Origin of the sequence: Holospora curviuscula (assembly GCF_002930195.1) — a bacterium.
Taxonomy (GTDB): domain Bacteria; phylum Pseudomonadota; class Alphaproteobacteria; order Holosporales; family Holosporaceae; genus Holospora; species Holospora curviuscula.
In genome coordinates this window covers 25,344-39,000 of the sequence record NZ_PHHC01000013.1, presented here as the reverse complement: position 1 = coordinate 39,000, position 13,657 = coordinate 25,344, and the positions used below count along the sequence as shown (strand labels likewise).

The window sequence follows — 13,657 nt, the reverse complement described above, 5'->3', positions numbered from 1 at the left end:
AAGGATAGAGGGGGGCTTTAAGGTTCAACGGAGACGATGGGTTGTAGAACGAACATTTGGATGGCTTGGTAGAAATAGAAGGCTATCAAAAGAATACGACTTGCTTTGTTCTTCTACAGAGAATAACATTTACATGTCACTTAACAGACTACTCTTGCGCAGATTCTTTCCTCCTAATTAATTTGCGGATAAGCTCTATAGAAAATTCTCTCCATCGGGCATTGGATAGGTTGTTTGGCGATGACCGGTCTAAGAACATAACATGGCCGGATAGATTAGTTAAATACTCCATTAAATATTACAACAAAAATTTTCATAAGGTGACTCTTTACCCATAAAAAAGTATCAAAATATTGGCTAAGAGAATCAAGATATATTTTTTAAAGCTTGTGTATACTCAGTAGTCTATCTTAGATACAGTAGTCTATCTTAGATAGATTGCTCATTAACGATATTTTCGTCCAAGCCGCATAAACTCTTCAGGGCTCTCTTTCTTTTTTTAGGAAAAGAAGGTTTAGCAATACAAGCAAAAGTTTCATAAAACGCCATAAGTTCTTCAGTGGTTGTCACATAAGGAGGAAGCGTATATATTGTTTTTCCTAGGGGGCGAATTAAGAACCCCTCTTGAAGACAGCGCGCTTTAATCTTTTTAGAATCTACTCCATCGGCTAAGTCAAAAGCAGCCATAGTGCCCAAGCATCGCAGCTTTTGAATGGGAAGATTTTGTTGAGTTAAGAAAGAAAGTCCTTGACGCTGAGCAGTCTCGAGAGCTTGAATCTGTGCTTGACACTCGTAGGATCGTAACAATTTTAAAGATCCCAGTGCAGCTGCACAAGAAAGAGGGTTAGCAGTATAAGAATGACCGTGAGCAAAAGCATTTTTCCATGCCTTACTTAAAAATCCCTCGTAAATGTACGCCGTTGTAATTGTGAGTCCTAGTGGTAAAAATCCTCCTGTAATTCCTTTGGAAAGACACAAAAAATCTGGTACCACTTTCGTATGCTCCAACGCAAAGTACGGACCTGTACGGCAAAATCCCGTCATTACTTCATCAAAAATCACTAAAATTTCATACTTACGCACCATTTCAACACACGAATTTATAAACTGAGGTCTTGAGATACGCATCCCGCTGGCACCCTGAAGTGTAGGCTCTATAATGATAGCAGCAATGCGCGCCGCTTTCTGTGCTAATATTTTCTCCAGCGCATGCAGTGCTTGCGCTTCTTTTTCTAAAATATTGGGGTCATAATCCCAAGTGTCTGGATACGGGATAATATCTACAGAAAAACAAAGTTCTGAAAACAGACTATGAAATCCAGAAGCAATGCCTACAGACATGGCTCCTACAGTATCCCCGTGGTAGCCTCCTTTAAAGCTTAAAAAAGTTGTACGTTGAAGCTCTCCTTGATTTTTCCAAAATTGGTAGGCCATTTTTAGGGCTACTTCCGTAGCAGTGGACCCATTATCAGAAAAAAAAAATCTGCACAAAGCGTAGGGTAAAATTTCTTTCAGTCCCTCACATAGCTGAACTGCCGGTGCATGGGTAAAGCCTGCAAACAGCACGTGCTCTAATTGAAGTGCCTGCTGATAGATACACTCTGCGATCACAGAGTTTCCGTGGCCATGAAGATTGACCCACCAACTGGATATAAGATCTAAATACGCCTTTCCCTGTTCGTCGTAAAGATACGCTCCGTTTCCTTTCTGAATTCCTATCACTTTTGGAGCAATTTTTTCTTGAGTAAACGGATGCCAAATTAATTGCTGATCTCGTTTTGAAAGGGAAACTTTCACGTATTTTTAAACTTTTTTACTTGGTATGACCTGACAATTATAACGAAATAGGACAAAAAAGTCAATTTTTTTATCCAAAAACCTTTTATAAAAATTCAAATTTTCTTCAGTTCCGATCTTTTAAGGAGACATTATCCAGGGATAAATAGGGACGATAAAAATGTATAGGGATAAAGAGAGCATTTTTGTTCCAAATCTTGCACCAAAGCACTGTTCCGTCTCACTTTTCCATCTTCCGTATACCGTGGCGTCATCACAGTAAATGCTGTGTTATTACGAAGTTGCATACACAGTCCTAACGCACGTTTTTTTCGAACAGAATCTGATAAAATGGCTGCTTTAATATTCCATGTTAATGGATTGAAAGGAACATTCATATTGTCTCCCAAAACTCGATAATCTCCTTTGACATCAAAACGACGTAGGGCTGTTTGAAATAAGAGGGAGTTTTGTGGTGCAAAAAACTCAGGATTAACAAAATCTATACTGGACGTTTTCATCGTTCTGCCTGAGGGAGAAAAAGTTAACAGGGCTGCTTCATTCAAACACCTTCCTAATCCAAGCAACACTTCAACGGGCACGAACTCTGGTACTGTTCTCAACACGCCTTTACTGTAGCGCTCCCAAAATTCGTTAGGAGCACGTTCAAGTTCATAAAATAACTCTTGCGGTACAGGATCGTGCAGCCCCAAGCTACCAGACTTCCTCTTCCAATTCTTTTTAGGAATGTTGCGAAACGGTCCTACATATTCGGGTGCCTTCTTTGGTGTGCGAAGAGGTGTTAGTATGGTAGAAGATTTTGAAACGGCCACTGGTGTTGTAGGAATAGGGGAAACAGATGGAGTACTGTTTCTTTTTGGCTCGATTTTAGATAAAGATCTTTGACTTTTGTGCGACTTTTTTAACAAACGAGTCCCATGCAGTGTTACTGCGGGCTGTAAAATCTTTCCTATTAACGGTGTTCCTGAAGTAAGCAAAAATTTCATAAAATTTCTTCCCTCCTTAAGTTGTGCTTGACTGTAACCAGGGAAAGAACACATCACCAAAAGGATTATCCAGGTTGGAGATTGCATGCCATTTTACTCTATCAAACTATGTTAATATAATAGATAAAAAATATAAATATTGTGTGTAAATTTACAAAAAATCATTTTAAAGTTTTGTCCGATCTCCTGAAATTCAAACACAATCCCAAGCTTCTCCTTTATTCTTCAAGAATGGAATTGCTAAACAAAACTATACGGATGCCCTTTGTTGGCTAGTACTTTTCGATATAACTGTTCTAAAACCATTGTTCTTGCCCAAAGATGAGGCCAAGTCATAGGGCCTAAGGACCAAACTTCATCTGCTTGATTAAAAATTTTTTGAGGAATTCCTGATGCTTCCCCAATAAAAAAACATAAGGCGTGAGAGGAAAAGCTGTCTAATTTTTTCCAAAACTCTGGACTGGAATATTGAACGCCTACTTCATCCCACATAATCCACCGTTGAGACTTGTGCTTTATAATATTTTGCCACTGCTTGCCTTCTATTTCTCTCATCGTGACTTTTAACGATTCAAGTTTTTGAAGATAGCGTTTACAAAGCGTATCAAAAGGTGGCTTTGCTTTTCCTCCTGCATAAATAGTCCAAGAGCTCATACTTCAGGTGTGGGTTCTTTATCGTTAGGGAAAAGATAGTGCACTGCTTCGTGAATATCCGTAACAAATACAAGATGCAGCTTTTGTATAATTTCTGTAGGGATATCATCTAGATCTTGACGATTATGTTCAGGAAGCAAAACAGTATCAATATCATGGTTCACTGCGGCAATAAGCTTTTCTTTTAATCCCCCAATCCGGAGTATTTCACCTTTTGTGGTGATTTCTCCGGTAACTGCAGTGGTGCTGGGGATAGGCTTTTTAGAACATAAAGATAACAATGTTAAAAAAATTCCCACTCCAGCGGAAGGTCCGTCTTTAGGAATAGCGTTCTCTGGAAAATGCACATGAATATCATTTTCCGTAAAAATCTTAGGATCCAAATGGTAATGTGCAATATTTTCTTTAAGACAGTTCAAGGCTACTTGAACAGATTCCTTCATAGTATCTCCCAATTTTCCAGTAAAGAAAGTTTTTCCTTTACCAATAACGTGCACTGCTTCTATGTGCATGGTATCCCCTCCAGCTTCTGTCCATGCAAGCCCAGTCATGACTCCAATGCGCTCAGGCTTTGTATGATGGGGACGCGCAGGATGAATTGGAGTACCCAAATACTGGGAAAGCTGTTGGCAATGAATTGTTTCACTTTGGGCAATATTCATTTCCAATTTTAACACAACCTTTCGTGCCAAAGCACCAATACGCTCTTTTAATCCTCGAACTCCAGCTTCTTTTGGGGTGTATTGTGTTAATAAATCGTAGAGCGCAGGGGAAGTGAGCGTAAATTGCTCTGTGGTAAGACAATGCTCCCTCATAATTCCAGGAATAAGATGATTCTGAGCGATTTGAATTTTTTCTTGTGTTGTGTATCCTGAAAGGTGGATTAATTCCATACGATCACGAAGGGGTGCAGGAATATCATGCTGCTTATTGGCCGTTGCAATAAAGAAAATTTTCCTTAAATCATAAGGAATCTCTAGATAATGATCTCTAAATTCACTATTCTGTTCTGGATCAAGAACTTCTAAGAGCGCTGCATAAGGGTCTCCTCGACGATCTGCTCCCAGTTTATCAATTTCATCCAACAAGACCACAGAATTTGATCCGGGACGATGTTTTCCCCCATTACGAAATTGTAGAGCTTTTAAGATACGCCCTGGAGCTGCCCCAATATAGGTTCTTCGATGTCCCCGAATTTCTGCTTCATCGCCACAGCCCCCAAGGGCAATGGACGTAAAGTCTAAATTCAAAGCTTTTGCAATAGCCTTAGCTATAGAAGTTTTTCCAACGCCCGGTGGACCAACAAGACATAAAACACCGCCTTGATCTGTTTTTCTGCGACGGTGTACCGCTAAAAATTCCAAAATGCGCTCATTAATTTTATCCATTCCAGAATGGCTCTCTTTTAAAACTGTTTCGGCTTGTTGTAAGTCTTTATTTAAAGGCCTCACTTTTTTCCAAGGAAGATCCACTAAAAATTCTATATAGCTTTGAATACTCGAAACTTCTGGAGAAGATTGAGGTAATAAACGAAGTTTCTTTAATTCTTCTTCTGCTTGTCTTTTGGCTTCCTGTGTTAAATGTTTTGCTTTCTGAATCTTTTTTTCAATATTTTGATAAAGATCTTGATCACCGGATTCTCGTTTTAGAATCTCTTCTTTGGTTCGCCGCACATATTCTTGATAATCAGTACGCATTTTTTGTGCTGCTTTTATGCTTAGTGTTTCTTTAAATTTTCCAATAGTAACTTCAAAGCTCAGCCACTCAATCAAAAGTTTCATTCGATTGATTAAGCTGTCAGATTGTAAAATTTTTTGTTTTTTTTCAATGTTATTAATGTTTCCAGAAATTTTATATACAATTTGTTCAATATTTACAGGTTCTTTTTCTTCAATGATTAACGCACGTTGAGTGGTATCTTGTGCATTTAGCTTTAAGTACTGTTCTAAATGATTCTTTAATACTCGAAATGTAGCTTCAATTTTAGCACGAGGTTCTTCTTGGGTTTTTAAGGGAGTGATTGAACCCGTTACTCCCTCTTGATCTAGGACAACATGCACGCGCTGAAGCCCTTCTAATACCACCTGACATTCAGTATGAACAAATGTTGATTGACGAATACGACACAACGTTCCAATAGGAAAAATATTTTCTCCTTTGACAGATTTGTTCTGAGACTTATTCTGAATTTGAGTACAAAGAACAATATACCGATTTTCTTGAGATTCCTTCATAACATTTTCAATCACTTCAACAGATGGACCATGCTTAACTGCCAAAATTCCTGCAGTAAAAGGAAAAAAAACCACATCTTCTGATATAATAACTGAACATTTTTTTACAGATTCAGGATCAAACACCTTGTGGCTCCTAAACAAATATTATGGTGGATTGTAACACAAGAAAAAGACTAAATCCAACGGATTGGGATTAAAAATTTACTGAGATGGAATTGAAGTAAATAACCAGATCATTTTATTAAATCAAAATTATTGTGCTATAAAAATTTTTTTAAAATAAAAAAAAGAGAAGTTATGGTAGTGTAGTGACGTTATTAATTCGTTATGATTATTTTTGATAATTTCTGGCGGTTACTAGAGTGACACTTTCTTAAGAGTGCAGAGGTTGTGACTCAGAAATAGATAACTGGTTATTTCGTTATGAGATCACACAGAAGGGGAGGGAAGTGTAGCAAGACTTTATTACTGAACCTTAGACTCATAAAAAGAGGATGATTCCCCAGAATATATTGTGCTATAGATAGCCAAGATGTTCTGATCCGAGTCATGATCATGATTAGAGAAAGTAGCATAGCAACTTTCCTACAAGTGATCGAAAATCAGGCATTGATAGCGCGAAAATAGTACTTGTGAAGTAGTTTTTTCTTATCAAAAAAAACTTCCGTCACGTTAGGCTTCTTGTGGGTAATGATATTTTTCCTGGAACGCGGAAGGGAAGATAAGTGCCTCATAAAAAAATACCGACTCTTTCCTTGGTAATCATTTCTAGTCGTTCTATCGACTTCTAGAGTAAACTCTCTATGCATCGCTCTCTGGAGTGGATCCTGTTTTTAGGGGTGGGGTACAGAATTTTCTAGAAATGTAATTAGGGATTTGATCGCTTAAGACAACACAGGCAAAATAATTTTTTCCTCTTGTGTTTTTTAAACAAGTGTGTCAAAATCCTTTTGCGATGCGAAAAAAAGTTAAGCATTGTATTTTTATATCTATTATGCCCTAGGGCACGTAACAAGAGGACTGTCAAATGAATACGTTAAGATCAAGTGGTGTTGTAAAGTGGTTTAATCCAGAGAAGGGATTTGGGTTTATCACGCCAGATCAAGGTGGAGCAGATGTTTTTGTGCATATTACGGAAGTGAATCGTGCAAAACTTGGCACACTATCAGAAGGCCAGCGTGTGAGCTATGAAATTGTTAGCAACCGGGGACGCTCTTCTGCGGGTGAGCTTTCTTTAGAATTGTAACCCCAAAGCATCTCGCGGTCTGATGAAATTCAACGCAATGCTTAAAAAAACTTCTTATAGAGTAGATAAGTAGAACAAAAAATACAAGAGCTTTAAGAAATTTTACTTAAAACTCTTGTACTCTAGAAAACTTTTTTAATATTAAATAAAAAAAAATTAACTTTATTTTTTTTTGTTAATCAAAAGAGTCTCAAGGGAGTAAAGTTTACACTTAGCTTGACTGACTTGAGCTTATTGCTCTCTGAATCTAAATAAGGAAATTCGAAAACCCGATACTCCAAAGTTTTGATCGTTATTTTTTTACATTTTTATCATTTTTCCAAAGTTAAAAATCTCATCAATAGATCTAATCAATAGTTGAGCAAAGATATTTTATCTCTTGTATTATTTATCTCTTGTATTAACTTTGGACCTAGGCTTTTAGAAATAAAGAAGAGTAAGCAATTTGATCATCATCAAAGTATAAGTTATCTCGTTTTTTTGTATTAAACACTAAAAAATATTAAGCAGAAAATGTACACTGTAATAATCTTATAATCGTTATTTTATTTTCTGATTTTTAACGGTTTTTAAGGTTAATACAAAGGAAATCACCTATTCACTCTGCCCCTCTTCAACATGAATATTCTTTTTTTGCTCTCTTAAGGGCGCAATAACTACTTTTATACGACGTCCTTCTTTACGAGCGCCTTGCTCCACTTTGCCTTGTCCTGCAGTATCCACTATAAAACGGTCAGCCATTAATCTTCCAGGATCCTTCAGCGGATCTTCAGAAGATTGGCAGCGTCCTTTAAGTTGGACAATAAGTTGGACTTTGTCTCCTTCTTGTAAAAATCCAATAGCTCGTTTTAGCTTTACCCTATAATCATTATCCTGAGTTTTTTGTGTAAGTTGAATCTCCTTCACTGAAACTCGCTGCTGTTTTTTCTGTAATTCTGCTCGACGTTTTTTTTCCTGATAAATCATACGCCCATAGTCGCAAATTTTACATACTGGAGGCTCCGCTGTGGAAGCAATTTCCACCAAATCTAAATTTTGTTTTTGCGCCATCTCCAGGGCGTCTCTGAATGAAAAGATGCCCAGCTGAGCGCCGTCGGCACTCACTAGTCGCACTCGTGATGCCCGAATCTCTTGATTACATTTTAATGATTTTTGAGACTTAACTTCCACATTTCCTCCTTTTTTACAAAATACTCTTTTTAAAAATAACTTCTTTCAGCCGATCTATAGCATCTGAAATTGTCATAACTTCTTCATTTTGGCCAATACGTAAATTGACAGAATCCTGAGACGCTTCTTTAAGACCCAAAATTCCGATGCATCCAACTTTTCTCAAACTGTGATGACGAATTTTATTGCTAATTTTTTCGTTTCTGCAATCTAGCTCTACTCGAAACCCCGCATTTTTAAATCTTTCCAATACCTGAAGGCTATAGTTTTCAGCTTTTTCACTGATACTACAAATTACCAGTTGAACAGGCGCTAACCAAAGCGGAAGTTTCCCCGAATAATGTTCTAACATAATGCCCATAAAGCGCTCAAAAGAACCCAAAATAGCACGATGTAACATTACAGTTGGCTTTTGCTTCCCCCCAGAATCAACATAAAATGCTCCTAAGCGCCCTGGTAAAACAAAGTCTACCTGTAATGTACCGCACTGCCAAAGCCTTCCTAAACTATCTTTGAGTGTAAATTCTAATTTTGGACCATAAAATGCACCTTCTCCGGGATGTAGGGTATAGTTAAGATGAGATTTCTCAGCACCCTCTTTCAAACTTTCTTCTGCTTGATCCCATAGGGTGTCGTCGCCAAGACGTTTTTCAGGACGTGTTGCAAAACGTACCAACACATCATGGAAGCCTAAATCACTGTAAACACTGTGTAAGAGATGACAAAATTTTTGAGTTTCAGAAGAAATTTGTTCCGGCGTACAAAAAATATGAGCATCGTCCTGAACAAAATTTCTCGCGCGCATTAAACCAGAAAGCGCTCCAGAAGGCTCATTCCGATGACAACTTCCAAATTCTGAAAAACGTAGAGGAAGTTCTTTATAACTTTTGGTTCCTTGATTAAAAATCTGGACATGACACGGACAGTTCATAGGTTTTAAGGCGAACTCATTGCCTAAATCTCCCAACACGAACATATTTTCATGGTATTGATCCCAATGCCCAGAGGCTTGCCATAAAGAACGGCTCACCAATTGGGGAGTGTTTACCTCTCTATAATCACCGCCTAGGCGTTCTCGAATATATTCCTGAAGTAAGAGATGAAGACGCCATCCATAAGGATGCCAAAATATACATCCGGGAGCCAAATCTTGAAAATGATACAAGTCCATGGCTTTTCCAATTTTTCGATGGTCTCGCTTTTCTGCTTCTTCTATGCGGTACAGATACGCTTCTAAGTCTTTTTTTTCTGCCCAAGCAGTACCGTAAATGCGTTGTAAGGGTTGTCCCTTGGCGTCCCCTCTCCAATACGCTCCAGATACTCGCAACAGTTTGAAGGCGTCTTTTAGATATCCTGTAGAGGGACAATGGGGACCTCGACACAAATCGATAAATTCTCCTTGAGTATATATAAAAAGTGCACCTTCCTTAGGAAGATCTCGAATAATTTGCGCTTTAAAAGGTTCATTACGATTCAAGAAGTAACTGATAGCCTGTGCTTCAGACCACTCACTGCGCTGAATGGGAAGATTTTCCGAAACAATTTGATGCATTTCTGCCTCAATTCGCAGTAAATCAGAGGGCTGAAAAGACCTATCCGTTAAAAAATCGTAATAGAATCCTTCTTCAATCACAGGTCCAATAGTGACTTGAGTATCAGGGTACAAACGCTTTACCGCTTGAGCGAGCACGTGAGCAGCTGTATGACGCAAGACTTCTAATCCTTTGGGATGCCAGCGCTCCACTAGCGCTCCCTCCTGGTGAAGCGTAAGATCCACCAACATTGTGCCAACTTGGCATGCAACATATCGCATGTCTAGGTCAACTCTGCCGTTTGTTCCAACACTTTCGTGCATTATTTCTCCTTTATTTTTGAGACATTTTAAAAGAGGATTTTAAAGTATTATGCCTGGGCTCATTACACATTGCAATATCTCATATTTTATGGATCGGTTGACGGTAACACAAAGTTATTTTTACATCTTTGATATTAAAAATTACTAGATTAATAATAATGATTTTAATTTAAAAAATAGCAGATATTATTGAACTATATCAATTTTTCAAATTCGTTAGAGATTTTTAAAAAATCTTTTATCCTAAATGCGATAGGCAATTCTTTTATTAGGTACCTAATAATACGAATTTGAGGGCAAATTAGGACCTTTTTTTTTAGCGAACAATCTGGTATAGTCTAGAAAGGGCCTGTAGTTTAGCGGTTAGAACCCGCCGCTCATAACGGCGTTGCACAGGTTCGATTCCTGTCGGGCCTACACAGCGTTTAACAATGTAGACAAATAAATTGTTCAGTCGCTACGGAATCCTTCTGCTTATGTGTCTAAAAACTCCAGTCTTTTGAAGTTAAGGATCCTTTAGTCTACACCTTGATATCTATTTTTAGAAAAATTTTTTCTGGGGTGAAATAAATTTTTTTCGGTTTTGTTAAAGTAATGTTTTTTCGACATTAATCAATAATAGTGTATGTGTGTAACATTATGACCACTTTCATTCCCAGAAGATAAATCTACTGTAATATTAAAGTTTTGTTGTTATATTTTTCTTTTTTGTGCTATGATTAATGCCTGTGTTTTTTAGGATAAGAATTCAAATGACTCCTTCGCTTTCCTCGCGTGCACTTCAAATTCATGAGAATGCTGGTCCTTTATCTCATACCGGGCGTGATTGGTTGTTTTTGAGTGCTTGTGAACGATATGTGTCCTATCTAAAAGAACGATATCAGGTCAACGATCTTACAGCACGTCTTGTAGCCCATCGTAGTGTGATAGAAGAGGCAGAGGAGATTTTTGCTCCTTTTTTACGAACGCATTTACCTGACCCAAGTCACCTTCCTGATCTTTTGAAAGGGGTACGCCACTTAGAAGATGTGGTACGAGAAAAGCGTCCTCTTGCAGTTTGGGGGGATTACGATGTAGATGGTGCCTGTGCCAGTGCTCTTATTGTTAAGTACTGTGAAGGGTTGAATCATCCGGTGATACCTTATATTCCAAATCGTTTTCAAGAAGGGTATGGACCGAACATTGAAGGGTTTCGAATGTTACGGGATGTTCACCATATTCAAGATTTGATTGTTGTAGATTGTGGGAGTACGTCTTTTGAAGTGATGATTCTGGCTCGAGAATACGGAATTCGCGTTACAATTATCGATCATCATCAAGTGCCTGGTGTGAATCATCCAGAATGTGTAGCCTTTATGAATCCAAAACGCTTGGATTATACTGGACCAGAAGTGTTAAAAACGCTGTGCGCAGGGGGACTAGTATTTTTGTATCTTGTAGGGGTAAATCGTTACTTTCGAGACGCAGGAGTATTTACCGACCTTAATACTGTAGAGCCAGATTTATTTTCTTTGTTGGATTTAGTAGCATTAAGTACAGTCTGTGATATGATGCCTCTTAGAGGGATTAATAGGGTGTTTGTTAAGCAAGGATTAAAAGTGTTGGGACAGCGTAAAAATATTGGCCTGGCTCATTTAATGGATGTATCCGGAATTCGAGAAGAACCTAATGCGACGCACCTAGGGTATGCTTTGGGCCCTCGTATTAATGCAGGAGGAAGGGTAGGGAACTCTACATTAGGTGTTCAGTTAATTTCTACCAATAGTACCACAAAAGCCTTAGACATTGCACAAGAATTGAGTGTATTAAATCAGGAACGCCAGCAAATTGAACGAGCTACGGAACAGTTAGCACTGGCCCAAGCGTTAAAGCAGGAACAAAAAGCCTATTTATTTTTGTGGGATAAAACTTGGCATGAAGGGGTTTTGGGTATCATCGCTGGTCATTTAAAAGAGATTTTTGGTAAACCCACTTTTGTACTATCAGAGAAAAATGGAATGTTAAAGGGATCGTCTCGTTCGGTTTCTGGAGTAGATATTGGTCAACTTATTCATAAAGCCTGTGAACACGGTGTGCTGGTAACCGGTGGAGGGCATCCCATGGCAGGAGGACTTACGTTACGATTCGATCAAATTGCTCCATTTCGTGAATTTTTAGAGCATTATTTTGAAAGTTGTGCTCCTACAAAAACACTAACACCCTTGAACATTGATATGATTGTGAGTTTTGCTCAACTAAATCATCCTGATTTTTTGGATGTTTGGGAGCGGGTAGGGCCATTTGGTGCAGATTATCCCTCTCCTATCTTTATGGTGAAGAGAGTTTTTGTACGACACGTAACTTCTTTTGGCCATAATCACCTTCGGCTGAAGGTTTGTTCTGAGGAAAGTCCTTCTGTATTGTATTCTGTGGTATGTTTTCGTATTACTGATAAACCTTCAGGACGTTGGCTTTTGTCTCTTCCAAAAGAACCTATTGATATGCTTTTGACAGTACAAATGAGCCGAAAATGGGGAAAGCGGTATCCTAATTTTATTATGGAAGATTTTCGGTGTCTTTAGACAGTTCTTCGCCTCGACTTTTGTTTTTTGTAGGAGACCTTGATTATTTTCTTTCTCATCGCTTTTCTCTTGCTCAAAAAGCAGTAGCGGAAGGATACAATGTGTGGGTGATGACACCAGGCTTTGCTTCTTCAAAGATTCTTCCTGGACCCATAAATGTTTTTTTTCTAGAAGGGTTCCACAGAACTTCGCTCTCTTTTTTGAGTTTATGGAAAGAGCGCAAGCTCATTTTAGCAGCGTTCAAGATAGTACAACCCGATCTTCTACATAATGTTGCTATGAAACCTATTTTTTTAGGATCCAGATTAGTGAATGCTTCCTGTGGTGTTATCAATGATTTTGGAGGATTAGGATATACTTTTACCCAATCTTCTACACGCCTTGAATTTAAAAAATTTATATTGAAACTTATATTTTATTTCTTTCTTCCTATCATGATATGGGGTAAACGCTGTGTTGTTCTGTGTCAAAATTTTCAAGATTTCAAAATTTTGAAGCGCTGTGTGGGTTTAAAAACACCTGTGTATTCCATTCCAGGTTCGGGGATAGATATGGAATCCTTTTCTGTTCTGCCTATGCCTCCTGGTCCCCCCTGGAAATTACTTTTTGCAGCACGATTATTGAAGGAAAAAGGACTGAGAGAATTGGTAGAGGCACGTAAATTATTACCAAAAAGGGGAGTAGAGATTTGGGTGTGTGGAGATATTGATCCAAAAAATCCTTCTTCCTTTACTAAGTCTCAAATCATGGAATGGCAAGAAGCAGGGTTAATTCGTTGGTTAGGATTTCAAAAAGATCTACGATCCGTATACGCTCAGGTCCATGGTGCCGTACTGCCATCTTACCGGGAAGGGCTTCCCCGAAGTTTACTGGAAGCGTCTGCTTGGGGTCGTCCCATCATTACCACTCGAGTTCCAGGATGCGAAGATGTGGTCGTGGACGGGGTAACAGGATACCTAACAAAGCCTTGGAATTCTTTAGATCTTTCTCGCACCATTCGTATGTGGATGGAGGATGAAAAAAAAGAAGAAAAAGGTAGAGCAGGACACTTTTATGTATCTGAGTATTTTTCTAAAGAAAAAATTCATCCTCAAATATTGAGATTGTATCGCACAGTGTGTAGTTAAATTAAATATCTCAGAATTGTTTCA

10 protein-coding genes and 1 tRNA gene are annotated in these 13,657 nt (G+C 38.3%); 5 read left to right on the top strand and 6 right to left on the bottom strand.

What is annotated here, in order from left to right; genetic code table 11:
• A partial coding sequence (locus HCUR_RS00405; RefSeq protein ID WP_165780581.1) for a transposase occupies positions 1 to 181 on the top strand: 181 nt, incomplete at its 5' end.
• 248 nt (positions 182 to 429) lie between these two features.
• Here the strand turns inward: HCUR_RS00405 and bioA are convergent.
• The 4 genes from bioA to lon all read right to left on the bottom strand — a co-directional run bounded on the left by bioA (position 430) and on the right by lon (position 5,797).
• Entirely contained in the window at positions 430 to 1,797 is a 1,368-nt protein-coding gene (gene bioA / locus HCUR_RS00400) for an adenosylmethionine--8-amino-7-oxononanoate transaminase (protein WP_104206275.1), read from the bottom strand.
• A gap of 131 nt (positions 1,798 to 1,928) precedes the next feature.
• Positions 1,929 to 2,870, bottom strand: a complete 942-nt coding sequence (locus tag HCUR_RS00395) for a hypothetical protein (RefSeq protein WP_104206274.1) — start codon at positions 2,868 to 2,870, stop codon at positions 1,929 to 1,931.
• 153 nt (positions 2,871 to 3,023) lie between these two features.
• A complete protein-coding gene (locus HCUR_RS00390; RefSeq protein ID WP_104206273.1) occupies positions 3,024 to 3,437 on the bottom strand; it encodes a 23S rRNA (pseudouridine(1915)-N(3))-methyltransferase RlmH in 414 nt (137 codons plus the stop codon).
• Positions 3,434 to 5,797, bottom strand: a complete 2,364-nt coding sequence (lon, locus tag HCUR_RS00385) for an endopeptidase La (protein ID WP_165780580.1) — start codon at positions 5,795 to 5,797, stop codon at positions 3,434 to 3,436. Before lon ends, HCUR_RS00390 begins: the two co-directional genes overlap by 4 nt.
• Before the next feature lie 904 nt (positions 5,798 to 6,701).
• Between lon and HCUR_RS00380 the strand changes: the two genes are divergently transcribed.
• A complete protein-coding gene (locus tag HCUR_RS00380) occupies positions 6,702 to 6,920 on the top strand; it encodes a cold-shock protein (protein WP_104206271.1) in 219 nt (72 codons plus the stop codon).
• A 594-nt stretch (positions 6,921 to 7,514) separates the two neighbouring features.
• On the opposite strand, the gene infC is transcribed toward HCUR_RS00380, so the two are convergent.
• The gene (gene infC, locus HCUR_RS00375; protein ID WP_104206270.1) at positions 7,515 to 8,090 is read right to left on the bottom strand and encodes a translation initiation factor IF-3; all 576 of its coding nucleotides are present in this window, start codon (positions 8,088 to 8,090) and stop codon (positions 7,515 to 7,517) included.
• A 13-nt stretch (positions 8,091 to 8,103) separates the two neighbouring features.
• Complete coding sequence (gene thrS, locus HCUR_RS00370) at positions 8,104 to 9,945, bottom strand: threonine--tRNA ligase (RefSeq protein WP_104206269.1); 1,842 nt, start codon at positions 9,943 to 9,945, stop codon at positions 8,104 to 8,106.
• Positions 9,946 to 10,290: 345 nt separating this feature from the next.
• Here thrS and HCUR_RS00365 point away from each other — a divergent pair.
• The 3 genes from HCUR_RS00365 to HCUR_RS00355 all read left to right on the top strand — a co-directional run bounded on the left by HCUR_RS00365 (position 10,291) and on the right by HCUR_RS00355 (position 13,633).
• A tRNA-Ile gene (locus HCUR_RS00365) sits at positions 10,291 to 10,362 on the top strand.
• A 335-nt stretch (positions 10,363 to 10,697) separates the two neighbouring features.
• Positions 10,698 to 12,506, top strand: coding sequence for a single-stranded-DNA-specific exonuclease RecJ (recJ, locus tag HCUR_RS00360; RefSeq protein ID WP_165780579.1), 1,809 nt, complete (start codon positions 10,698 to 10,700; stop codon positions 12,504 to 12,506).
• Positions 12,497 to 13,633: a glycosyltransferase family 4 protein gene (locus HCUR_RS00355; RefSeq protein WP_104206267.1), complete on the top strand. Its 1,137-nt coding sequence runs from the start codon at positions 12,497 to 12,499 to the stop codon at positions 13,631 to 13,633. Before recJ ends, HCUR_RS00355 begins: the two co-directional genes overlap by 10 nt.
• The last annotated feature ends 24 nt before the right edge of the window (positions 13,634 to 13,657 follow it).

Coding starts and splice junctions, on each gene's coding strand:
- HCUR_RS00395 (WP_104206274.1), bottom strand. CDS start 2,870: ATGCAATCTCCAACCTGGATAATCCTTTTGGTGATGTGTTCTTTCCCT.
- HCUR_RS00390 (WP_104206273.1), bottom strand. CDS start 3,437: ATGAGCTCTTGGACTATTTATGCAGGAGGAAAAGCAAAGCCACCTTTT.
- HCUR_RS00380 (WP_104206271.1), top strand. CDS start 6,702: ATGAATACGTTAAGATCAAGTGGTGTTGTAAAGTGGTTTAATCCAGAG.
- thrS (WP_104206269.1), bottom strand. CDS start 9,945: ATGCACGAAAGTGTTGGAACAAACGGCAGAGTTGACCTAGACATGCGA.
- recJ (WP_165780579.1), top strand. CDS start 10,698: ATGACTCCTTCGCTTTCCTCGCGTGCACTTCAAATTCATGAGAATGCT.